Genomic DNA, 23,234 nt, shown 5'->3' on the forward strand with positions numbered 1-23,234 from the left:
GCCGACGCGGTCCGTTGAGATTGATGACAAACCTCATGCCATTGCCCGGTTTGTAGAAAGCAGCGGATAACAAACAGGGAAAATCAATTCATTGATTTTCGGCTGATGACCACAAAGGAGGAAAAACCGCGTTTTTTCCTCCTTTGTCAACGGACTGAACGGGCCGCCGACGCGGTCCGTTTTTCCATTCGCGGCTAATCTGTTACGGTGATACTCCTCAGCGCTGCGCCGATGGCTGCCGCGCGTTGTCATAACAAAAACAACGAGGACGTTTATGACCGCCCAGATCCTGCTTCATCCTTCGCTTGCGCCGCTCGACGGCGGCATTAACTTCCGTGACTTCGGCGGCAACGGCGTGGCCGACGGGCGCCGCATCAAACGCGGTCTGCTGTTCCGCTCCGGTTCTCTCGAGCGGCTGACGGAAAACGACTGCACTTTCCTCGCTGGGGTGCCGGTGCGTTCGGTGCTCGACTACCGCGATGCCGACGAAGTGCAGGCCAAACCGGATATTCTGTGGAATGGCGCCGACTATCACCACGTGCCGGCCAACCCGCTGAGCAGCGAAGTCAACGCCAACCTGGAAAAGCTCACCAACGAAACGCTGGCCGCTTTCGACGCCCGGGCGTTCATGCTGGAGCTGTATCGCCGCCTGCCGTTCGGCAATGCGGCCTATCAGCGGTTGGCGCAGCTGTTGAGCAACCCCGGCGGCGGCGCAATCGTGCAACACTGCGCGGTCGGCAAGGATCGCACCGGGGTCGGTTCGGCGCTGGTGCTGTTCGCGCTGGGGGCCGACGAAGCGACGGTGCTGGAAGACTATCTGCTGACCGAAACCACGCTGGCCGCTTTCCGCGAGCAGATGCTGGATCAGCTGTCTATCAAGTTGAATGCGGCGGCGCTGGAGCAATTCGCCTACGTGCTCAGCGCGCGCGAGGAGTTCCTGATGACGGCGCTGGGCTGCATCCGCCAACAATACGGCTCCACCGACCGCTGGCTGGAAGCGGAATACGGCCTGGGCGCGGCCCAGCGCGAAGCGCTGCGGGCGTTCTACCTCGAGTAAATTGCCGCGTGTTTAGCCGGGGTTTAACTCGCCCCGGCTTATCCTAGGCGGCGAACCATCGCGTATCAGGAGCCCCGCATTGAGCCTCAATGACGTTATTAACTGGGTCAGCGACGTCGTGCGTCAGCACGAAGGCTGGGCCATTCCCATCATCTTCTTCCTGGCGTTCGGCGAGTCGCTGGCGTTTTTGTCGCTGCTGCTGCCGGCCACGGTGATCCTGCTGGCGCTGGGCGCGCTGATCGGCGAAAGCGGCATCGCCTTTTGGCCGATTTGGGCCGCCGCCGCCGCCGGGGCGTTTTTCGGCGACTGGCTCTCGTACTGGATCGGCTACCACTATCAGGATCGGGTGGCCCATATGTGGCCGCTGTCGCGCAATCCGCAGCTGCTGGCGCGCGGCCACGCCTTCTTTGAGCGCTGGGGCGTGCTGGGCATTTTCATTGGCCGCTTCTTCGGCCCGCTGCGCGCCGTGGTGCCGCTGGTGGGGGGCATTTGCGGCATGCCGCAGCGCTACTTCCAGTTGGCCAACGTCACGTCGGCGATGATCTGGGCGTTCGGCATTCTGGCGCCGGGGGCGTTCGGCATCAAGTGGCTCAGCCAGTGGCTGGGCTGATTTCTCGCTAAATTGCGCAGCGCCGCGCAATATTGTGCGCGGCGGGCAAAATCAGGCTGGACATCCATACAGCCTCCCCTTAACGTGACGGGCAATGGGCGTGCGAAACGCCGGAACGGCAAGGTGCAACAGGAGGCAGGGTGGATACCAGTCTGATTTATGGGATTGGCGGCGTCGCGATCGGCATGCTGTTAGGGTGGCTGATCGCCAGTCTGCGAGTGCAGCAGACGAACGCGCAACATGAAACCGAACTGCGGTTGCTGGAGCAAGCGTTGCAGCAGGCGCAGCAGGAGACGGCCGTGCGGCAGGAGGCCCTGCTGCGCCACGAACAGCAGTCGCGCCAGAACGAGCTGGAGCTGCGTAACCTGCACAGCCAGCTGGCGGCCGGGCATGAAAAACTGCAACAGCTCAACCATTGGCGCAACGAATGCGAGCTGCTCAACCAAGAGCTGCGCGCCCAGCGCGAGGTGAACAGCGCGCAGGAGGCCGAGCTGCGCGAAGTCACCATCCGTCTTGAAGAGACGCGCATGGCGGCGGAGGAGAAGCAGCGTCTGCTGATCAACAGCGAACAGCGCCTCACTACCCAGTTTGAAAACCTCGCCAACCGCATTTTTGAACACAGCGGCCGCAAGGTGGACGAGCAAAATAAGCAAAGTTTGGATCGGTTACTGTTGCCGCTGCGCGAACAGCTGGACGGTTTCCGCCGACAGGTGCAGGACAGCTTTGGCCAGGAGGCGCGTGAGCGCCACACGCTGACGCACGAGATACGCAATCTGCAGCAGTTGAATGCGCAAATGGCGCGCGAGGCCATCAACCTCACCAAGGCGCTGAAAGGCGACAACAAGACCCAGGGCAACTGGGGCGAAGTGGTGCTGAGCCGGGTGCTGGAGGCCTCCGGCCTGCGCGAAGGGCACGAGTATGAAACGCAGGTCAACGTGCGGGTAGATCATCAGAGTCGCATGCAGCCCGATGTGATCGTGCGCCTGCCGCAGGGCAAGGATGTCGTGATCGACGCCAAGATGTCGCTGATCGCCTACGAGCGCTATTTCAACGGTGAAGACGAGGCGGAGCGCGAAGCGGCGCTGAGCGAACATATCGCTTCGCTGCGCGGCCACATTCGCATGCTGGGCCGCAAGGACTACCAGCAGCTGCCGGGGCTGCGTTCGCTGGACTATGTGCTGATGTTCATTCCGGTCGAGCCGGCCTTCCTGCTGGCTATCGATCGCGAGCCGGAGCTGATCAGCGAAGCGCTCAAGCACAACATCATGCTGGTCAGCCCGACCACGTTGCTGGTGGCGCTGCGTACCATCACCAACCTGTGGCGCTATGAGCATCAGAGCCAGAATGCCCAGCGCATCGCCGAGCGCGCGGCGAAACTGTATGACAAGATGCGGCTGTTCGTGGACGATATGTCTGCGCTGGGACAGAGCCTGGACAAGGCGCAGGGCAGTTATCGTCAGGCGATGAACAAACTGAGCGAAGGCCGTGGTAATCTTATCGGCCAAATTGAAGGTTTCCGCGCGCTGGGGGTAGAGGTCAAGCGGCCGATAAACCCGCTGCTGGCGCAGCAAGCCGGCGCGCAACACGATGAAGCGGAAGAGGCGAACGACGACGAGGTCGCCGCGCTGCCGCAGACGAACGACGATGATGATACCACCGGGGAACCGGGCTTCGTTTCGCACGGCTGAGGCCGTGGCGAGGTGGGGTATTCCTCGGGCTTCTGGTACACTCATCCACACAAAATTGACTGAATAGCAGGCAGGACAATGGCAGATCAATCGCAGGAAACCACCGATTTCGGTTTTCGCACCGTCGCTAGAGACGAAAAACAGGCCATGGTGGCGGACGTTTTTCATTCGGTAGCGGCAAAGTATGACGTGATGAACGACCTGATGTCGTTCGGCATCCACCGTATCTGGAAGCGTTTCACCATTGACTGCAGCGGCGTGCGCCGCGGGCAGCGCGTGCTGGATCTGGCCGGTGGCACCGGCGACCTGGCCGCCAAGTTCTCCCGCATGGTTGGCGAGCAGGGGCAGGTGGTGCTGGCGGACATCAACGATTCGATGCTGAAGATGGGGCGCGAGAAGCTGCGCGATCGCGGCATCGTCGGCAACATCAATTACGTGCAGGCCAACGCCGAGGCGCTGCCGTTCCCGGATAACTACTTCGATTGCATCACCATCTCCTTTGGCCTGCGCAACGTCACCGACAAAGACAAAGCGCTGCGTTCGATGTTCCGCGTGCTGAAGCCGGGCGGCCGCCTGTTGGTGCTGGAGTTCTCCAAACCGCTGCTGGCGCCGCTGAGCAAAGCTTACGACGCATACTCTTTCCACGTGCTGCCGAAGATCGGCGAGCTGGTAGTGAAAGATCCGGACAGCTATCGCTATCTGGCGGAATCGATCCGTATGCACCCCGATCAGGAAACCCTGAAGGGCATGATGGGCAACGCCGGTTTTGAAAACGTCACCTATTTCAACCTGACCGGTGGGATTGTCGCCCTGCATCGCGGCTTCAAGTTCTGAGAGGGAGATGCCGATGCTGTTTACCCCTCTGCTGACCGGTGCGCTGGAAACCTCGCTGAATAACCTGCTGTTTCGCGATCGCAGCATGAAAGCCGCTCGCCAACGCCTGGCGGGCAAGGTGCTGCGCATCGAACTGGAAGAGTTGGCTTCACCGCTGGTGCTGGTGTTCAGCGAACTGCGCGTGGATGTGCTGGGGCAGTCTGAAGACAGCGCCGATTGCACGGTGCGCAGCCGCATTCCCTCCTTACTGAAGCTGCGCGATCGCCAGCAGTTGCCGGTGCTGATGCGCAGCGGCGAATTGACGGTGGAAGGGGATATTCAGGTGGTGCAACAGCTGGTTGGCCTGCTCGATCTGGCGGAGTGGGATCCGGCGGAATGGCTGGCGCCCTATATCGGCGATATCGCCGCTCAAGGCATTACGCAGGCGCTGGGCAAAGGTGCTTCGTTACTCAAGGCCGGATTGATGCGTCGGCAGCAAGACATGGCTGAGGCGCTGACGGAAGAGTGGCGTCTGGCGCCGGGGCCGCTGGAAGTGGTGTGGTTCAATGAAGAAGTGGATGCGCTCGCCCGCAGCGCGGAAGCGCTGATTGCCCGCATGGATAAGTTGGAGGGCAAGCGATGACCCCAGGCGAACTGCGTCGTTTGTATTTTATCGTCCGCGTTTTTCTCAGCTATGGGCTGGACGAGCTGATCCCGACAATGCGTTTGACGCTGCCGCTGCGCTTCGGCCGCCGGCTGCTGTTCTGGATGCCTAATCGGCATAAGGACAAACCGCTGGGCGAACGTCTGCGGCTGGCGCTGCAGGAATTAGGGCCGGTCTGGATCAAGTTCGGCCAGATGATGTCGACCCGCCGCGATCTGTTCCCGCCGCACATTGCCGATCAGCTGACGCTGCTGCAGGATCGGGTGGCGCCTTTCGACGGTGCGCTGGCGCGCAAGCATATCGAGCTGGCGATGGGCGGCCCGCTGGAAACCTGGTTCGACGACTTCGAGCAGCAGCCGCTGGCGTCCGCCTCGATCGCGCAGGTGCATACCGCGCGGCTGAAAACTACCGGCCAGGAAGTGGTGCTGAAGGTGATCCGGCCGGATATCGGGCCGATTATCAAAGCCGACGTGCGCTTGATGTACCGGCTGGCAGGCTGGGTGCCGAAGCTGTTGCCGGACGGCCGCCGCCTGCGTCCGCGCGAAGTGGTGCGCGAGTACGAAAAAACCCTGCTGGACGAATTGAACCTGCTGCGCGAAGCGGCCAACGCCATTCAGCTGCGTCGCAATTTCGACGGCAGCCCGATGCTGTACGTGCCGGAAGTTTACTCCGACTACTGCCGCGAAAGCGTGTTGGTGATGGAGCGTATCTACGGCATTCCGGTCTCGGACATCGCCACGCTGGAGCAGCAGGGCACCAACATGAAGCTGTTGGCGGAACGCGGCGTTCAGGTGTTCTTTACCCAGGTATTCCGCGACAGCTTCTTCCATGCGGACATGCATCCCGGTAATATTTTCGTCAGCTACGAACATCCGGAAGATCCTTGCTACATCGGCATCGACTGCGGCATCGTCGGTTCGTTGAACAAGGATGACAAACGCTATCTGGCGGAAAACTTCATCGCCTTCTTCAACCGCGATTACCGCAAGGTGGCGGAACTGCACGTCGACTCCGGCTGGGTGCCGCGCGACACCAACGTGGAAGACTTCGAATTCGCCATCCGTACCGTGTGCGAACCGATTTTCGAGAAGCCGTTGGCGGAGATCTCCTTCGGCAACGTGCTGCTGAACCTGTTCAACACCGCGCGCCGCTTCAATATGGAAGTGCAGCCGCAGCTGGTGTTATTGCAGAAGACCTTGCTGTATGTTGAAGGGCTGGGGCGTCAGCTTTACCCGCAGTTGGATCTGTGGACCACCGCCAAGCCGTTCCTCGAGAGTTGGCTGCGCGATCAGGTCGGCATTCCCGCCGTAGTGCGCGCGCTGAAAGAGAAAGCGCCGTTCTGGGCGGAGAAACTGCCCGAGCTGCCCGAGCTGTTTTACGACAGCCTGCAGCAGCATAAACTGTTGCAACAAAGCGTTGATAAGCTCACCAACCAGATGCAGGCTCAGCGGGTTCGTCAGGGGCAGTCACGTTATTTGTTCGGCGTTGGCGCTACACTGTTGGTAAGCGGCACGCTGTTGCTGCTGGGGCAAATCGAGGTGTTCCCCGCCTGGATGATGGCCGCCGGCATCGTATGCTGGGTGATTGGCTGGAAGCGAACCACCTGATTTAATTCGTTACTCTGGTAAAGTCGGCTCTATAATGCGGGCTGGCTTTAAAAGACCCCTTAAAATTAGAGGTAATTAAAATGGGCGGTATTAGTATTACGCAATTGTTGATCATCGCAGTGATCGTGGTGCTGCTGTTCGGTACCAAAAAACTGCGCACGCTGGGTTCCGATCTCGGCGCCTCGATCAAGGGCTTCAAAAAAGCGATCGGCGACGATACGCCGTCGACCCCCAACACGGCTGAAAAAAGCAGCCTGGATGACGCTGATTTCTCGGCCAAACCTATTACCGATAAGCAGCCGGAAGTGAAACCGGAAGAGTCGAAGAACAAAGAGCAGGTATAAACCGTGTTTGACATTGGGTTTAGTGAGCTGCTGCTGGTGCTGGTGATCGGCCTGGTTGTTCTGGGGCCGGAACGCTTGCCGGTTGCGGTCAGAACGGTATCGGGCTGGATCCGCGCGCTGCGCTCGCTGGCGGCCTCGGTGCAGCACGAACTGTCTCAGGAGCTGAAGCTGCAGGAGCTGCAGGACAGCCTGAAGAAAGCCGAACAGGCCGGCCTGCAGAACCTGACGCCGGAGTTGAAGGCGTCGATGGATGAGCTGAAAGACGCGGCGGAATCCTTGAAACGCACCTACCGGGGCGAGAAAGAAGAGCTGGCGAACACCATCCATAACCCGCAGGCCATCGATCCGGAAGCCTTGCACGACGGCGTGACGCCGGCGGAAGCGGCAACCAGCGCCAGCGCGCCCGCCGCCGTGCCAAAACCGGCAGTGGAACCTGAAGCCGTCGTGGCTGCGCCAGTGGCGGCGCAACCCGCTAAAGCGCCGGTGGAAACCGCGCCTGCTCCTGTCGAACCTGTTGCGGATAAAACCCCAGCGTCTCACCAACCTAGTGGCGATCGTTAATACATGGCTGTTGAAGATACCCAACCCCTTATCAGTCATCTGATAGAACTGCGCAAGCGGCTGTTGAACTCGATTATTTGCGTACTGGCGGTGTTCGTGGTGCTGGTGTTTTTCGCCAACGACATCTACCAGCTGGTTTCTGCGCCGCTGCTCAAGCAGTTGCCGGCCGGCGCGAGCATGATCGCCACCGACGTGGCGTCACCGTTTTTCACCCCGATCAAGCTGACCATGATCGTTTCGGTGTTCGTCTCCGCGCCGATGATCCTGTATCAGGTATGGGCGTTTATCGCGCCTGCGCTGTACAAGCATGAACGCCGCCTGATGATGCCGTTGCTGGTGTCCAGCAGCCTGTTGTTTTACCTCGGCATGGCTTTCGCCTACTTCATCGTGTTCCCGCTGGCCTTCGGCTTCTTCGCCAAGACCGCGCCGATGGGGGTGACCATTGCGACCGACATTAAAAACTACCTCGATTTCGTCATGGCGCTGTTTATGGCGTTTGGCGTCGCCTTCGAAGTGCCGGTCGCCATCATTCTGCTGTGCTGGAGCGGCGTCACTTCGCCGGAAGACCTGAAGAAGAAACGGCCGTATGTGTTGGTCGGCGCGTTTGTGGTCGGCATGTTGTTGACGCCGCCGGACGTGTTCTCGCAAACCCTGCTGGCGATACCGATGTATCTGCTGTTTGAAGTGGGGGTATTCTTCGCTCGCTTCTATACCGGCAAACGCCGTCCGCAGGCGGAAGACGACGACGAGGGTGACGAACCCCCAGCGCCCTGATCCACATTGATTGCGAAGCCGCCCATAGGGCGGCTTTTGCTTTGGAAAAAACCATGTTTGATATCGGCGTTAACCTCACCAGCAGCCAATTCGCCAAAGACCGCGAGACCGTGGTGGAGCGCGCCCGCGCGGCGGGCGTTACCGGGATGTTGATTACCGGCACCGATCTGCCTGAGAGCCGCGAGGCCGCCAAACTGGCGCAGCAGCATGCGGGCTATTGCTGGTCCACCGCCGGTGTGCATCCGCATAACGCCGGCAGCTGGGATGAACGCAGCGCTGAGCAGATTTATGCCCTGGCCGCCGGCCCAGAAGTGGTGGCGATCGGTGAATGCGGTCTGGATTTCAACCGCAACTTCTCGACGCCGGAGCAGCAGGAAGCGGCGTTCAGCGCGCAACTGGCGCTGGCGGCGGAGTTGGCGCTGCCGGTGTTTCTTCACTGTCGCGACGCACACGCACGTTTTGCCGAGCTACTGACGCCGTGGTTGGATAAACTGCCCGCGGCCGTGGTGCACTGCTTCACCGGCACTGCCGAAGAATTAGCAAGCTGCCTGTCGCTGGGCCTGTCGATCGGGATTACCGGTTGGGTATGCGACGAGCGGCGCGGTCTGGAATTGCGCGCCCTGCTGCCGCAGATCCCGGCCGAGCGTCTGCTGCTGGAAACTGACGCCCCTTATCTGTTGCCCCGGGATTTACAGCCTAAACCCGCATCTCGCCGCAACGAACCCTGTTTCCTGCCCCACCTCGTGCATCAGGTCGCCGTCTGGCGGCAGGAAGAGCCGCAATGGCTGGGGCAAAAAACCGATGAGAACGCCCGCCGGCTATTCCGGCTGGTTTGAGCTAGGAGAAAACTATGAGCTATGCATTTCCGGGCACCTTTCCTGGTCGCCGTATGCGCCGCGTGCGCCGTCATGACTTCAGCCGCCGTCTGGTCGCCGAAAACCAACTGACGGTCAATGACCTGATTTATCCGGTGTTCGTCATGGAAGGCAGCAACCGTCAGGAAGAAGTGGCCTCGATGCCGGGCGTATCGCGCATGACGATCGATCTGCTGGTCAAGGAAGCGGAAACCATCGCCAAACTCGGCGTGCCGGTGATCTCCCTGTTCCCGGTGATTGAACCGGGCTTGAAATCGCTGCATGCGGAAGAAGCCTATAACCCGGAAGGGCTGGTGCAGCGTACGGTGCGCGCGCTGAAAGACGCGGTGCCTGAGTTGGGCATTCTGACCGACGTAGCGCTCGATCCCTACACCACCCACGGTCAGGACGGGGTGATCGATGAGCAGGGCTACGTGATTAACGACGTGACCAAAGACATTCTGGTGCGTCAGGCGCTGTCTCATGCCGAAGCGGGCGCGGAAATCGTGGCGCCGAGCGACATGATGGACGGCCGTATCGGGGCGATCCGCGATCGTCTGGAACTGCAGGGCCTGGTGAACACCCAGATCATGGCCTACTCCGCCAAGTACGCTTCCTGCTATTACGGTCCGTTCCGCGATGCGCTGGGTTCCAGCGGCAACCTGAAAGGCGGCAACAAAAAGACCTATCAGATGGATCCGGCCAACAGCGATGAAGCGCTGCAAGAGATTGCGCAGGATCTGCAGGAAGGCGCGGACATGGTGATGGTGAAACCGGGCATGCCTTACCTGGATGTGGTGCGCCGGGTGAAGGATACCTTCGGCGTGCCGACTTTCGCTTATCAGGTGTCCGGCGAGTACGCCATGCACATGGCGGCGATTCAGAACGGCTGGCTGCAGGAGCAGCCTGCTGTGATGGAGTCGTTGATGTGCTTTAAACGCGCCGGCGCTGACGGCGTGCTGACCTACTTCGCCAAGCGTGTCGCCCAATGGCTGCATGAAGAAGCGCTGCGCCGCTAAGCGCGATACCGTAAAAAAGGCGCCTGAGGGCGCCTTTTTGCATTACATTTTCTGGAATTGCCGATTGTCGATGCTTTGACTGACCTGTTTGTTGATCAGGTTGAGCAACAGCATCGAGCGGGCCTCGCCGTCCGGCTCGGTGTAGATCGCCTGCAGCCCTTCGAATACGCCGTCGACGATCAGAACGGTATCGCCCGGCTGCGGGGTTTCCGGATCGACGTAGGTCTCGCTGGTGTGCGTGCGCAGCTCATCGATCACCTTGCTCGGGATGACGCTCGGTAGCGCGCCGAAACGCACGAAGTGGCTGACGCCGCGGGTGGCGCTGATGGTGGTGGTGTGAATGCGCTCCGGGTCGAATTCCACAAACAGATAATTGGGAAACAGGGGTTCGCTGACCGCGATGCGCTTGCCACGCACGATTTTTTCCAGCGTGATGATCGGGCTGAGGCAGTTTACCTGCTGCCGCTCCAGATGTTCCTGCGCTCGCAACAGCTGACCGCGTTTGCAATAAAGTAGATACCAGGATTCCATAATTTCACATGCCTTTCTGCCAGCCGGTAAGCATATCAAAAGCTATTCCGGATACATAGTGATGCAAGTTTCAGCATGTAACATCGCCTATCTTTCTGAATCTACGGCTATTAGCGAGGGGTCACACACTTATCGATACGGCGCTGGTATAACAGAGGGCTAAAAATTTGTTACCGTCACAGTATGGCAAGGCGTTGCGCCGCCGGCTGTGACGCTATTCATCGTTTTTGACCGAGGGGAGAAAAATGGAGCTGTTTCTGTTGAGCAACGGCAAGCTGTCTGGCGAAGCCGAGCTGCTGGGGTACGCCAAAAGCCAACTGCTGGCGATGATTGCGCGCCGCGGCATCAAATCCGCCGTCTTTATCCCTTACGCGCTGATCCGTTACGACTACGATCGGCGCGCGCAGGAGCTGGCGCAAACATTGGGCATTGAAGTCACCAGCATTCACCACGCCGCTTCACCGGCGGCGGCGATCGCGCAGGCCGAATGCATTTTGGTCAGCGGCGGCAACACCTGGTTGCTGAACCAGATGTTGCACGAACAAAGCCTGATCGTGCCTATCCAGCGCGCGGTGCGCGAGCGTGAAGTGCCCTACGTCGGCTGGAGCGCAGGTTGCAACGTGGCGACGCCGAGCATTCGCACCACCAATGACATGCCGGTGCGCTGCAGCGTGGTATTGCCGGCGCTGGGGCTGTTCCCGGTGCAGATTAACCCGCATTACATCGATGCGCACATCAGCGGCCACATGGGCGAAACCCGTGACGAGCGTCTCGCGGAGTTCTGCGCGATCAACCCGAGCGAATCGGTAGTGGCGTTGCGTGAAGGTAGTCTGTTGCACGTTGAAGGCAATGCGCTGCGTTATTTCAGCGCCAACGGGCAGGGCTTTAAGGTGTTCCGCCACGGCGAAGAGACGCGCGAATATCAGGATACGCGCGCACTGGCTGCGCTGGTGCCGTTCAACTGCGGCTGAGAGCCACCCGGCAGCGGGCGGCGTTAACAAAATTGCAGCAACAACCTTGAAGAGGGCTTATAATGCCCTCCCCACTGGCCGCTATAATGATCAGCATGAAATACCGTGACTTACGCGATTTCCTCTCGTTGCTGGAGAAGAGAGGGGAACTAAAACGCATCAGCCAGCCGATCGATCCTTACCTGGAAATGACGGAAATTGCCGATCGCACCCTGCGGGCGGGCGGCCCGGCACTGCTGTTTGAAAACCCGAAAGGGTACGACATGCCGGTGCTGTGCAACCTGTTCGGCACCGCCAATCGCGTGGCGATGGGCATGGGGCAGGAAGACATCAGCGCGCTGCGCGAAGTCGGCAAACTGCTGGCTTTCCTCAAAGAGCCGGAGCCGCCGAAAGGTTTCCGCGATCTGTTCGACAAAATACCGAAGTTCAAGCAGGTGCTGAACATGCCGACCAAGGTGCTGGGATCCGCGCCTTGTCAGGAGCAGGTATGGCAGGGTGACGATGTCGATCTGGGCCGTATTCCGGTGATGCACTGCTGGCCGGAAGACGCCGCGCCGCTGATCACCTGGGGGCTGACGGTGACCCGCGGCCCGCATAAGGAACGGCAAAACCTCGGTATCTATCGTCAGCAGGTGCTGGGCAAGAATAAAGTGATAATGCGTTGGCTGTCGCACCGCGGCGGCGCGCTGGATTACCAGGAGTGGTGCCAGGCGCACCCCGGCGAGCGTTTCCCGGTTGCGGTGGCGCTGGGCGCCGATCCCGCCACTATCCTCGGCGCGGTGACGCCGGTGCCGGATACCCTGTCTGAATATGCCTTTGCCGGGCTGCTGCGCGGCAATAAAACCGAAGTGGTCAAGTGCCTTTCCAACGATCTGGAAGTGCCCGCCAGTGCCGAAATCGTGCTGGAAGGCTATATCGAGCCGGGTGAAATGGCGCCGGAAGGCCCCTACGGTGACCACACCGGTTACTACAATGAAATCGACCAGTTCCCGGTATTCACCGTCACGCACATCACCCAGCGTCGCAACGCGATCTACCACTCGACCTACACCGGCCGCCCGCCGGATGAGCCGGCGATCCTGGGCGTGGCGCTGAATGAAGTGTTCGTGCCGATCCTGCAAAAACAGTTCCCGGAAATCGTTGATTTTTATCTGCCGCCGGAAGGGTGCTCGTATCGCCTGGCGGTGGTGACCATGAAAAAACAGTACGCCGGCCACGCGAAACGCGTGATGATGGGCGTCTGGTCGTTCCTGCGGCAGTTTATGTACACCAAATTTGTTATCGTCTGTGACGATGACGTCAATGCGCGCGACTGGAATGACGTGATTTGGGCGATCACCACACGAATGGATCCGGCAAGGGATACGGTTCTGGTGGAGAATACGCCGATCGACTATCTGGACTTCGCCTCGCCGGTTTCCGGACTGGGTTCGAAGATGGGGCTGGACGCCACCAACAAATGGCCGGGTGAAACCGATCGCGAATGGGGCCGTCCGATTCAGATGGATGAAAAGGTACGTGCGCGCGTCGACGAAATCTGGGATGAGCTCGCAATTTTCAGTGACAGGGAACCGACGTTATAGCGTCAGGCCCTGTTCTCAGCTTTGCATTGATGACCCGACAGAGGGAACGCATGACAATATTGAGCTGTAAAGTGACCTCGGTAGAGGCCATTACCGATACGGTTTATCGGGTACGTCTGGTGCCCGAGCAGCCGTTTTCTTTCAAGGCAGGGCAATATCTGATGGTGGTGATGGACGAGCGCGACAAACGTCCGTTCTCGCTGGCATCAACCCCGACGCAGCAAGATTACATCGAGCTGCATATCGGTGCTTCGGAGCTGAATCTGTACGCCATGGCGGTGATGGATCGCATTCTGAAAGAGCAGGCGATCACCGTCGATATGCCGCACGGCGACGCCTGGCTGCGGGAAGAGGGCAGCCGTCCGCTGGTGCTGATCGCCGGCGGCACCGGCTTCTCCTATGCGCGTTCAATCCTGTTGACCGCGTTGGAGCAGCAGCCCGATCGCGATATTTCCATCTACTGGGGCGGGCGTGAGCTGAAGCACCTGTACGATCTGAGCGAGCTGGAAGCGCTGTCGGTGCAACACCCGAACCTGAAGGTGATCCCGGTGGTCGAGCAGCCGGAGGCGGAATGGCGTGGCCGCAGCGGCACCGTGCTCAGCGCGGTGTTGCAGGATTTCGGCACGTTGGCGGAGCATGACATCTACATCGCCGGGCGTTTCGAGATGGCGAAAATCGCCCGCGAGCGTTTCTGCGCCGAGCGCGGCGCGCAGGAAGCGCATATGTTTGGCGACGCGTTTTCGTTTATCTGACAGAGGCGATGCGCAGTGAACGGGGTGGCCGAGGGGCGCCCCGTTTTTATTTGGGCGTCGGCAAATTTCAGGCATAAAAAACCCGCCCCTGACAGGCGGGAAGAACGGCAACTAAACTTGGCGGGATGCCGCGATTTGAAGTGGTGACGCGGTCATCCCAAGATAGACACAGCTAAACGCGTTCAAACACGGTGGCGATACCCTGGCCCAGGCCGATGCACATGGTTGCCAGGCCGAACTGCGCGTCGTGACGTTCCATGTTGTTCAACAAGGTGGTCGAGATGCGGGAGCCGGAACAGCCCAGCGGGTGGCCGAGCGCGATGGCGCCGCCGTTCAGGTTAATCTTGTCGTCGATGCTGTCCATCAGCCCCAGATCCTTGATGCACGGCAGCGACTGGGCGGCGAACGCTTCGTTCAGCTCGAACAGATCGATGTCCTGCACGCTCAGACCGGCGCGTTTCAGCGCCAGCTTGCTGGCCGGCACCGGGCCGTAGCCCATGATGGAAGGATCGCAGCCGACGACCGCCATCGAGCGGATGCGGGCGCGGGCTTTCAAACCGAGCGCTTTGGCGCGTGATTCGCTCATCAGCAGCATGGCGGAAGCGCCGTCCGACAGGGCGGAAGAACTGCCGGCGGTGACGGTGCCGTTGACCGGATCGAACGCCGGACGCAGGGCCGACAGGCTTTCGACGGTGGTTTCCGGGCGGATGACTTCATCAAAATCGTAACGAGTCAGCACGCCGTCGGCGTCATGGCCGTTGGTCGGAATGATCTCGTTTTTGAAGTAACCCGCCAGCGTCGCCGCATGTGCGCGTTGGTGGGAGCGCGCGGCGAACTCATCCTGCATCTGGCGGCTGATGTTGTGCATCTTGGCCAGCATTTCAGCGGTCAGCCCCATCATCCCGGCGGCCTTGGCTACGCTGCGGCTCAGGCCCGGATGGAAATCCACGCCGTGGTTCATCGGCACATGGCCCATGTGTTCCACGCCGCCGATCAGGCTGATGTGCGCGTCGCCAACCATGATGGCGCGCGCCGCGTCGTGCAGCGCCTGCATCGAAGAGCCGCACAGGCGGTTGACGGTCACCGCCGGCACACGGTGCGGGATCTCGGCCAGCAACGCGGCGTTGCGGGCGATGTTGAAGCCTTGTTCCAGCGTCTGCTGCACGCAGCCCCAGTAAATGTCATCGATCTCGTCGGCGTTCAGCGCCGGGTTGCGGCTCAGCACTTCACGCATCAGATGAGCGGAGAGATCTTCGGCGCGCACCTGGCGGAAGGCGCCGCCCTTGGAGCGGCCCATCGGCGTGCGTACGGCATCAACAATAACTACGTTTTCCATCTTTATGACCTCATGCCGGTTGGCGGGTTGCGACGTCGGACAGCGGTGTCGCCACCGGGTAGTAGCTTTCATTGCGTTCGGCCTTGGCGCGCAGACCGGCCGGCACCTGATACAGGGCGCCGAGGTGTGCGTAACGCTGGGCCAGCTCAACGTAGTTGGCGGTGCCGAGCGTATCCAGGTAGCGGAACGCGCCGCCGTGGAACGGAGGGAAACCGATGCCGTAGACCAACGCCATATCGGCTTCGGCCGGGCTGGCGACGATCTTCTCTTCCAGGCAACGCACCACTTCGTTGATCATCGGGATCATCATGCGCGCAACGATCTCTTCGTCGCTGATGGTCTGGCGCGGTTGGCTCACTTCTGCCAGCAGCGCATCGGTCTGCTCGTCGTTGTCCTTGCGCGGCTTACCTTTGTTGTCCTGGCTGTAGCGGTAGAAGCCCAGCTGGTTTTTCTGACCGAAGCGCTGGTTGTCGAACATCACGTCAATGGCGTCGCGATAGTCTTTGCTCATGCGCTCCGGGAAGCCGGCCGCCATTACCGCTTGCGCGTGGTGTGCGGTGTCGATGCCCACCACGTCGAGCAGGTAGGCCGGGCCCATCGGCCAACCGAACTGTTTTTCCATCACTTTATCGATCTGACGGAAGTCGGCGCCGTCGCGCAGCAGCAGGCTGAAGCCGGCGAAGTATGGGAACAGCACGCGGTTGACGAAGAAGCCCGGGCAGTCGTTCACCACGATCGGCGTTTTGCCCATGCGGCTGGCGTAGGCCACCACTTTGGCAATGGTCTCATCGCTGGTTTGTTCGCCGCGGATGATTTCGACCAGCGGCATACGGTGTACCGGGTTAAAGAAGTGCATGCCGCAGAAGTTTTGCGGACGCTTCAACGATTTTGCCAGATGATTAATCGGAATGGTCGAGGTGTTCGACGCCAGAACGGTGTCTTCGCCGATCAGGTTTTCCACTTCCGACAGCACGGCGGCTTTGACCTTCGGGTTCTCCACGACCGCTTCGACGATCACCTGCGCGCGCTCGATGCCGGCGTAGTCCAGCGTCGGCTGAATGGTCGACAGCACCTGCGCCATTTTCAGGCCATCCAGCTTGCCGCGTTCCAACTGCTTATTGAGCAGCTTGGCCGCTTCGTTCATGCCCAACGTCAGCGATTTGTCGCTGATGTCCTTCATGATCACCGGCACGCCTTTCAACGCCGATTGGTAAGCAATGCCGCCGCCCATGATGCCGGCGCCCAACACCGCCGCCTGTTTCGGCGCGTCCACATTCTTGGCCAGCTTTTTCGCCTGACCCTTCACGAACTGATCGTTAAGGAAGATGCCGACCAGCGCACGCGCTTCGTTGGAGCGCGCCAACGGCACGAAGCTGGCGGTTTCCAGTTTCAGCGCTTCATCGCGGCCCAGCTTGGCGGCGGCTTCAATGGTTTTCACCGCCGTCATCGGCGCCGGGTAATGTTTGCCGGCGGTCTGCAGCACCATGCCTTTGGCGGTGGTGAAGCTCATTGCCGCCTCGATCGGGCTGAGCTTCAGCGGCTCCAGCTTCGGTTGACGCGCGGCGCGCCAGTTCAGCTTGCCGTCGATCGCCTGTTGCAGCATGTTGAGCGCGGCTTCGGCCAGTTTTTCCGGCGCCACTACCGCATCGACCAGGCCGACTTTCAACGCGTCTTTGGCGCTGACGTCTTTGCCGGCGGCGATGATTTCCAGCGCGCTGTCGTTACCCAGCAGGCGCGGCAGGCGGACGGAGCCGCCGAAGCCCGGCATGATGCCCAATTTGGTTTCAGGCAGGCCGATGCGCGCGTCCGGTGAGGCGACGCGGAAATCGGTCGCCAAAATGCATTCGCAACCGCCGCCGAGCGCATAGCCGTTAATGGCCGAAATGGTCGGCACCGGCAAATCTTCCAGCCGGTTAAAGACGTTGTTGGCGAATACCAGCCACTCCTGCAGCTTTTCAGCCGGCGCGGCGAACAGAGAAAGGAATTCGGTGATATCGGCGCCGACGATAAATGCGGCTTTGGTGGAGCGCAGCAGCAGCCCCTTGAGCTCTGGCTGGTTTTCCAGCACGGTGAGCGCTTCGCCCAGGCTGGCGACGGTGCGGGTGTCCAGCTTGTTGACCGAGCCCGGTGCGTTGAACACCAGCTCGGCGATGCCGTTATCGAGCCAGTGCAGTTGTAATGTTTCGCCTTGGTAGAGCATGTCTATCTCCTGAATCAGCGTATGATCTGGTATGACCAGATGAAGAGGAGTGTGGTTTTTATGTTAACAATATGCAAATGAGAGATTGCATTTTTGCTGGTCTGATCACATGTCGCCAAGTTAGTTTTTTGATTTGAAACGAAGTTATATTTTATGTGCTATCGGCATTTGCCGGAGCTTGTCGGCCCTCATACACTTGCTCGCAGCGAATGAACATTCAGACGAGGTTACGCATGACTAAGGCGGCTTGTGTTAAACGCAGCGGCTTATGGAGCATTCCCGCCAGAACCATGACGCTGGCGTGTCTGTTGGTGTTTATGGCGCAAATGGCGACGACCGTGTACTTGCCTTCGCTGCCGACGGTGATGCGGGAGCTGGCGATGAGCCGGCGCGCTACCGAGTTGTCCATTTCAATCTTCGTCATCGGCGCCGCCTTGCCGGTGCTGTTCTGGGGCGCGGCCGCCGATCGCTTTGGCCGCCGCGCGCCCCTGACGCTGTCTTTATTTCTTTTCATTGGCTGCAGCGGGCTGTTGGCGCTGTGCAGCAACGGCGCCCAATTGCTGACGCTGCGTGCGCTGCAGGGCGTGGGTGCCGGCGGTGCGGCGATCATCGCGCGCATCATCGTGCGGGATAACTGGAGCGGGGACGAACTGGCGCGGCGTCTGTCGGTGCTCTCCATCGCCTTTATCACCGCGCTGGGCGGCGGTCAGTTTATCGGTGGCCTGCTGAGCCAATATGCGCACTGGCAGATGGGCTTCGTCCTGATGGGCGCCACCGGTTTGATCATTCTGGCGCTGATGGCGACGCTGCCGCTGGAGGCGGGACGGGCTGGGGGCGTGCGCCCGGCGATGGCGGCAACCTACTTTGCCATCCTGCGGCGGCCTGGGTTCTTTTGGCCGGCCTGCGTCGGCGGGCTGGGGTTTGCCACCACGGTGACACTGCAGGAAGTGAGTCCGTTCGTCATGCAGCAGGAGTTTGGTCTCAACGTCACGGCGTTCGGCGCCCTGGGGCTGGTGATCGGCGTCGCCTACTTCAGCGGGGCGCTGACGGTGAACCGTACGGTGGCGCGTCTCGGCGGGAAAAAACTGATGCAGGCCGGCAGCGGCATCGTGGCGCTGGCGACGGCGGCGATCCTGCTGCTGTGGTGGAGCGGCGTCCTGGCCGGCCTTTCCGGCATGGCGCTGTTCATCGCGCTGTATTGCCTGACCATTTTTGGCCAGGCGGTGCTGTTTCCCAACAGCATGGCGATGGCGGTCAGCGATGCCAAAGAGTACGGCGCTTATGCGATGGCGCTGTGTGGCTTTCTGCAGCAGTGTCTGGCGGGCGTCGCCGCGGCCGGCGCGGTGTTGTTGGAACACCATGGCCTGTGGGCGCTGGCGATAGCGCTGCTCGGTTTGGGCGGCTGGTTAATGGTTAAGCTGCGGATGTAACGGCATTTGCAGGGAATTGCGAGCTGCTCCGCATGCCCAACGCGATGAGGTTGGTGCGTCGGAGCGCTGTGTTAAGATGGCTTCTTTCGTGCTAAGGCATAAGGGTACTGTGATGGAAACGCTGGCTTCTTTGTATAACGACCACCTGGCAGAACTGCAAAAACGCGCGCGTGAAGTGCTGGAGCGCAACAAGTTGGATGCGCTGCTGATTCACTCCGGGGAACTGCAAAAGGTATTTTTGGACGACCATAGCTACCCGTTCAAAGTGAACGCGCATTTCAAAGCCTGGGTGCCGGTGACGTCGGTGCCGAACTGCTGGTTGTGGATAGATGGCGTCAACAAGCCGAAGCTGTGGTTCTACTCCCCGGTTGACTACTGGCACAGCGTAGAGCCGCTGCCGAACAGTTTCTGGACCAAGTCCCTCGAATTGATGCCGCTGGCCAACGCCGATGCGATCGCGCAGCAGCTGCCGCCGCAGCGTGAGCGCGTCGGCTATATCGGTTATGCCCAACAGCGCGCCCGCGATCTCGGCATCCCTTCGGAAAACATCAACCCGAAAGCGGTGCTGAACTACCTGGATTTCCACCGTTCGATTAAAACCGGCTATGAGCTGGCCTGCATGCGCGAAGCGCAGAAGACGGCGGTAACCGGCCATCGTGCCGCGCATGAGGCCTTCCTCTCCGGCATGAGCGAGTTCGACATCAATCTGGCCTACCTGACGGCTACCGGCCATCGCGATACCGATGTGCCTTACGACAACATCGTGGCGTTGAACGAGCACGCTTCGGTGCTGCACTACACCAAGCTGGATCATCAGCCGCCGGCCGAGTCCCTGAGTTTTCTGATCGACGCCGGGGCGGAATATAACGGCTACGCCGCCGATCTGACGCGTACCTATGCGGCGCAAAGCGGCAGCGAGTTCGCTCATCTGGTGAAAGATCTCAATAGTGAACAGCTGGCGCTGATCGACACCATTAAAACCGGCGTGCGTTACACCGACTATCATGTGCAGATGCATCAGCGCATCGCCAAGCTGCTCAAGAATCACAAACTGGTGAATGGCCTCAGCGAAGAGGCGATGGTCGAAACGGGTATCACCACGCCGTTCCTGCCGCACGGGTTGGGCCATCCGTTGGGCCTGCAGGTGCACGACGCCGCCGGTTTTATGCAGGATGAGCAAGGCACCCATCTGGCGGCGCCGTCCAAGTACCCGTTCCTGCGTTGTACCCGCGTGTTGCAGCCGGGCATGGTGTTGACCATCGAACCGGGTCTGTACTTCATCGAGTCTCTGTTGGCGCCGTGGCGCAGCGGTGAGTTCAAGCAGCACTTCGCCTGGGATCGCATCGATGCGCTGAAACCGTATGGCGGTATTCGCATCGAAGACAACATCGTGATCCATGAAAAGCGCATCGAGAACATGACGCGCGATCTGAACCTGGCTTGATGCGGCCGTACCCGATACCGGCGGAAGCAACCTGCTTTACCGAAGAGATAAAGAAGAGCCGTTTCATCACCCTGCTGGCGCCGACCGGCGGGGTGGAGGCGGCAAAGGCGTTTATTCAGCAGGTGCGGGATGAGCACCCGGCGGCGCGGCACCACTGTTGGGCTTTCGTCGCCGGTAGCCCCGATGATTCGCAGCAGCTGGGGTTCTCCGACGATGGAGAACCGTCGGGCACCGCCGGCAAACCTATCCTCGCGCAGCTGATGGGCAGCGGTATCGGTGAAGTGACCGCCGTAGTCGTTCGGTACTACGGCGGTGTCAAGCTGGGCACCGGCGGGCTGGTGAAAGCTTATGGCAACGGTGTTCAACAGGCATTGAAGCAGCTGGCGCTGGCGCAAAAGGTGCCCGAAGCCGAATATATCTTGCAGTGCGACTATGCGCAGTTGGCGCTGGTGGAGAACTTGTTGCAGCAAATCGCAGGTCGGATCCTGCAGGGTGAATACGGCGCCGCCGTTGTGCTGCATTTGGCGCTGCCGGCGACTGAGGTCGAGCTGTTTGGGAATAAATTGCGTGATCTCAGTCGCGGTAATTTGCAATTAACCCCCATTTCGCAATAATCCTCCCAATTGAATTGCTAAGGATCGTGCTGAAATGCATTTTCGCGCCATAACCCGTATCGTTGGTCTGCTGGTCATCCTGTTCTCCGGGACAATGTTTATTCCCGGCCTGGTGGCATTGATTTATCGCGATGGGGCGGGGCGAGCGTTCAGCCAAACGTTCTTCGTGGCGTTGACCATCGGGCTGATGCTGTGGTGGCCGAACCGTAAGCAGAAACACGAGCTGAAGCCGCGTGAAGGTTTCCTGATCGTTGTGCTGTTCTGGACCGTGCTGGGCAGCGTGGGGGCATTGCCGTTCCTGTTTTCGGAACGTCCTAATTTGTCGCTGACCGACGCCTTCTTTGAATCCTTCTCGGGATTGACGACTACCGGCGCAACGACGCTGGTGGGGCTGGACTCGTTGCCTAAGGCCATCCTGTTCTATCGCCAAATGCTGCAATGGATGGGCGGGATGGGGATCATCGTGTTGGCGGTGGCGATACTGCCGATACTCGGCGTCGGGGGCATGCAGCTGTATCGGGCGGAAATGCCCGGGCCGCTGAAAGATAACAAGATGCGTCCGCGTATTGCCGAAACCGCCAAAACCCTATGGCTAATCTATGTGTTGCTGACCGTCGCCTGTGCGCTGGCGCTCTGGGGGGCCGGGATGTCGGTGTTCGACGCCATCGGCCACAGTTTCTCGACCATCGCCATTGGCGGGTTTTCTACCCACGATGCCAGTATCGGTTATTACGCCAGCCCGACCATCAACACCATCATTGCCGTGTTCCTGCTGATTTCCGGCTGTAACTACGGTCTGCACTTCGCTTTGCTAAGCGGCCGCAGTCTGAAGGTCTATGGGCGCGATCCTGAATTCCGCATGTTTATCTTCGTTCAACTGACGCTGGTGGTGGTGTGCACGTTGGTGCTCTGGGGACATGGCGTCTATAAGAGCGGTATGGAAACGCTCAATCAGGCGTTCTTCCAGGTGGTATCGATGGCGACCACGGCCGGTTTTACGACCGACAGCATCGCCAAGTGGCCGCTGTTCCTGCCGATGCTGTTGCTGTGTTCGGCATTCATCGGCGGTTGCGCCGGTTCGACCGGCGGCGGCCTGAAGGTGATCCGTATTCTGCTGTTGTACCTGCAAGGCTCGCGCGAATTGAAAAGGCTGGTGCACCCTAACGCGGTCTATACCATCAAATTGGGCAATCGCGCACTGCCGGAACGTATTCTGGAAGCAGTGTGGGGATTCTTCTCCGCCTATGCGCTGGTGTTTATCGTCAGCATGCTGGCGATCATTGCGACCGGCGTTGATGATTTCTCCGCGTTTGCCGCAGTGACGGCAACGCTGAATAACCTTGGTCCTGGTCTGGGCGTGGTGGCGGACAACTTCACCACGATGCCAGCGGCGGCCAAGTGGATCCTGGTGGTGACGATGCTGTTCGGGCGCCTGGAAGTGTTTACATTGCTGGTGCTGTTCACGCCAACCTTCTGGCGTGAGTGAGCCTGTTATAAGGAGTACGCCATGAAGGCATTGATACTTTATTCGAGCCGTGACGGGCAAACACGTGCTATCGCTTCTTATATAGCAAGCAAATTGCAGGATACGCTGCGCTGTGAGGTTATCGATCTGTTGCAGGCGGAACAGATCGACCTTAGCCAGTATCAGCAGGTGATGATCGGCGCTTCTATTCGCTACGGGCACTTTAACCCGGTGCTGGATAAATTCGTTAAACGTCATGCCGAGCAGTTGAATCGGATGCCGAGCGCATTCTTTGCCGTCAATCTGACCGCGCGCAAACCGGAAAAGCGTTCGCCGCAAACCAACGCCTATACCCGCAAGTTCCTGTTGGCGTCGCCGTGGCAGCCAAAACAGTGCGCGGTGTTTGCCGGGGCATTGCGTTATCCACGTTATCGCTGGTTCGATCGCATCATGATTCAATTTATTATGCGTATGACCGGTGGAGAAACGGATACCAGTAAGGAAGTTGAGTACACAGATTGGCAGCAAGTCGATCGTTTCGCCCAGGAATTTAGCCAGATTCAGTACGAAAAGTGACAAAAATGCGGGTTTGGCCAGCGTTTTGCCGAAAAAATCCGCGCTTGAAAAGTTTTTTGCATTTAGGGGTTGCGGCCTGCCGAGAACTCCCTATAATGCGCCTCCACTGACCGGGAACAACGACTGACAAGCCGCCGGGTCAGCGAGAAGAAAGCGAAATAAACGCTTGACTCTCCGGGTGAAAAGCGTAATATACGCAGCCCGCGCCGATGAGTTTCTCGGCACTGCTCTTTAACAATTTATCAGACAATCTGTGTGGGCACTCCACAAGACGATATCCAGCATCTTCGGATGCAAAAAAATATCAAGTCTTGAAGAGTGACTAACTGAAGTAAAATTCA

The 23,234-nt window shown here is 59.7% G+C and carries 22 protein-coding genes; 19 read left to right on the forward strand and 3 right to left on the reverse strand.

The window, feature by feature from the left end; translation table 11 throughout:
- Positions 1–274 precede the first annotated feature (274 nt).
- The 11 genes from ACJ8PE_RS22120 (at position 275) to hemB (ending at position 9,991) form a co-directional block, all read left to right on the forward strand.
- Positions 275–1,057, forward strand: coding sequence for a tyrosine-protein phosphatase (locus ACJ8PE_RS22120; RefSeq protein ID WP_047573105.1), 783 nt, complete (start codon positions 275–277; stop codon positions 1,055–1,057).
- 79 nt (positions 1,058–1,136) lie between these two features.
- The gene (locus ACJ8PE_RS22125) at positions 1,137–1,667 is read left to right on the forward strand and encodes a DedA family protein (RefSeq protein WP_004934438.1); all 531 of its coding nucleotides are present in this window, start codon (positions 1,137–1,139) and stop codon (positions 1,665–1,667) included.
- Positions 1,668–1,807: 140 nt separating this feature from the next.
- Positions 1,808–3,355, forward strand: a complete 1,548-nt coding sequence (gene rmuC / locus ACJ8PE_RS22130; protein WP_033644974.1) for a DNA recombination protein RmuC — start codon at positions 1,808–1,810, stop codon at positions 3,353–3,355.
- Between the two features lie 78 nt (positions 3,356–3,433).
- Positions 3,434–4,189 carry a bifunctional demethylmenaquinone methyltransferase/2-methoxy-6-polyprenyl-1,4-benzoquinol methylase UbiE gene (gene ubiE, locus ACJ8PE_RS22135; RefSeq protein ID WP_004934443.1) on the forward strand — a complete coding sequence of 252 codons (756 nt, stop codon included), beginning with the start codon at positions 3,434–3,436 and terminating at the stop codon, positions 4,187–4,189.
- A 13-nt stretch (positions 4,190–4,202) separates the two neighbouring features.
- The gene (ubiJ, locus tag ACJ8PE_RS22140; protein WP_033644973.1) at positions 4,203–4,811 is read left to right on the forward strand and encodes a ubiquinone biosynthesis protein UbiJ; all 609 of its coding nucleotides are present in this window, start codon (positions 4,203–4,205) and stop codon (positions 4,809–4,811) included.
- Complete coding sequence (ubiB, locus tag ACJ8PE_RS22145) at positions 4,808–6,439, forward strand: ubiquinone biosynthesis regulatory protein kinase UbiB (RefSeq protein ID WP_033644971.1); 1,632 nt, start codon at positions 4,808–4,810, stop codon at positions 6,437–6,439. Before ubiJ ends, ubiB begins: the two co-directional genes overlap by 4 nt.
- A gap of 80 nt (positions 6,440–6,519) precedes the next feature.
- On the forward strand, positions 6,520–6,783 hold the full coding sequence (gene tatA, locus ACJ8PE_RS22150; RefSeq protein WP_004934452.1) for a Sec-independent protein translocase subunit TatA: 264 nt from the start codon (positions 6,520–6,522) through the stop codon (positions 6,781–6,783).
- Positions 6,784–6,786: 3 nt separating this feature from the next.
- Positions 6,787–7,344: a Sec-independent protein translocase protein TatB gene (gene tatB / locus ACJ8PE_RS22155; RefSeq protein ID WP_033644970.1), complete on the forward strand. Its 558-nt coding sequence runs from the start codon at positions 6,787–6,789 to the stop codon at positions 7,342–7,344.
- 3 nt (positions 7,345–7,347) lie between these two features.
- A complete protein-coding gene (gene tatC, locus ACJ8PE_RS22160) occupies positions 7,348–8,118 on the forward strand; it encodes a Sec-independent protein translocase subunit TatC (protein ID WP_033644968.1) in 771 nt (256 codons plus the stop codon).
- Positions 8,119–8,171: 53 nt separating this feature from the next.
- Entirely contained in the window at positions 8,172–8,954 is a 783-nt protein-coding gene (gene tatD / locus ACJ8PE_RS22165; protein ID WP_033652661.1) for a 3'-5' ssDNA/RNA exonuclease TatD, read from the forward strand.
- Between the two features lie 14 nt (positions 8,955–8,968).
- Positions 8,969–9,991: a porphobilinogen synthase gene (gene hemB, locus ACJ8PE_RS22170; RefSeq protein ID WP_042783470.1), complete on the forward strand. Its 1,023-nt coding sequence runs from the start codon at positions 8,969–8,971 to the stop codon at positions 9,989–9,991.
- Between the two features lie 42 nt (positions 9,992–10,033).
- On the opposite strand, the gene rfaH is transcribed toward hemB, so the two are convergent.
- Positions 10,034–10,522, reverse strand: coding sequence for a transcription/translation regulatory transformer protein RfaH (gene rfaH, locus ACJ8PE_RS22175; protein ID WP_033644965.1), 489 nt, complete (start codon positions 10,520–10,522; stop codon positions 10,034–10,036).
- A gap of 245 nt (positions 10,523–10,767) precedes the next feature.
- Between rfaH and pepE the strand changes: the two genes are divergently transcribed.
- The 3 genes from pepE (at position 10,768) to fre (ending at position 13,828) form a co-directional block, all read left to right on the forward strand.
- A complete protein-coding gene (pepE, locus tag ACJ8PE_RS22180) occupies positions 10,768–11,493 on the forward strand; it encodes a dipeptidase PepE (RefSeq protein WP_033644964.1) in 726 nt (241 codons plus the stop codon).
- A 62-nt stretch (positions 11,494–11,555) separates the two neighbouring features.
- Positions 11,556–13,076 (forward strand): 4-hydroxy-3-polyprenylbenzoate decarboxylase, encoded by a 1,521-nt coding sequence (gene ubiD / locus ACJ8PE_RS22185; protein ID WP_033644963.1) that lies wholly within the window; start codon positions 11,556–11,558, stop codon positions 13,074–13,076.
- A 50-nt stretch (positions 13,077–13,126) separates the two neighbouring features.
- The gene (gene fre, locus ACJ8PE_RS22190; protein ID WP_033644962.1) at positions 13,127–13,828 is read left to right on the forward strand and encodes an NAD(P)H-flavin reductase; all 702 of its coding nucleotides are present in this window, start codon (positions 13,127–13,129) and stop codon (positions 13,826–13,828) included.
- 172 nt (positions 13,829–14,000) lie between these two features.
- Here fre and fadA read toward each other — a convergent pair whose 3' ends face one another.
- Together fadA and fadB are read right to left on the reverse strand one after the other, a co-directional pair.
- Positions 14,001–15,164, reverse strand: a complete 1,164-nt coding sequence (gene fadA, locus ACJ8PE_RS22195; RefSeq protein ID WP_197792940.1) for an acetyl-CoA C-acyltransferase FadA — start codon at positions 15,162–15,164, stop codon at positions 14,001–14,003.
- A gap of 10 nt (positions 15,165–15,174) precedes the next feature.
- Positions 15,175–17,364 (reverse strand): fatty acid oxidation complex subunit alpha FadB, encoded by a 2,190-nt coding sequence (fadB, locus tag ACJ8PE_RS22200; protein WP_033644960.1) that lies wholly within the window; start codon positions 17,362–17,364, stop codon positions 15,175–15,177.
- A 233-nt stretch (positions 17,365–17,597) separates the two neighbouring features.
- Between fadB and ACJ8PE_RS22205 the strand changes: the two genes are divergently transcribed.
- From ACJ8PE_RS22205 to hemG, 5 genes are all read left to right on the forward strand, one after another.
- Positions 17,598–18,794: an MFS transporter gene (locus ACJ8PE_RS22205; protein ID WP_180995575.1), complete on the forward strand. Its 1,197-nt coding sequence runs from the start codon at positions 17,598–17,600 to the stop codon at positions 18,792–18,794.
- A 112-nt stretch (positions 18,795–18,906) separates the two neighbouring features.
- Complete coding sequence (pepQ, locus tag ACJ8PE_RS22210) at positions 18,907–20,238, forward strand: Xaa-Pro dipeptidase (protein WP_033644957.1); 1,332 nt, start codon at positions 18,907–18,909, stop codon at positions 20,236–20,238.
- Entirely contained in the window at positions 20,238–20,852 is a 615-nt protein-coding gene (locus ACJ8PE_RS22215) for an IMPACT family protein (protein ID WP_033644956.1), read from the forward strand. Before pepQ ends, ACJ8PE_RS22215 begins: the two co-directional genes overlap by 1 nt.
- A gap of 34 nt (positions 20,853–20,886) precedes the next feature.
- Positions 20,887–22,338, forward strand: a complete 1,452-nt coding sequence (gene trkH, locus ACJ8PE_RS22220; RefSeq protein ID WP_004934492.1) for a Trk system potassium transporter TrkH — start codon at positions 20,887–20,889, stop codon at positions 22,336–22,338.
- A 21-nt stretch (positions 22,339–22,359) separates the two neighbouring features.
- Complete coding sequence (gene hemG / locus ACJ8PE_RS22225; protein ID WP_033652659.1) at positions 22,360–22,893, forward strand: menaquinone-dependent protoporphyrinogen IX dehydrogenase; 534 nt, start codon at positions 22,360–22,362, stop codon at positions 22,891–22,893.
- Positions 22,894–23,234: the final 341 nt, after the last annotated feature.

The organism is Serratia sp. CY74737, assembly GCF_052166775.1.
In the GTDB taxonomy this organism is placed as follows: Bacteria; Pseudomonadota; Gammaproteobacteria; order Enterobacterales; family Enterobacteriaceae; genus Serratia; species Serratia ureilytica.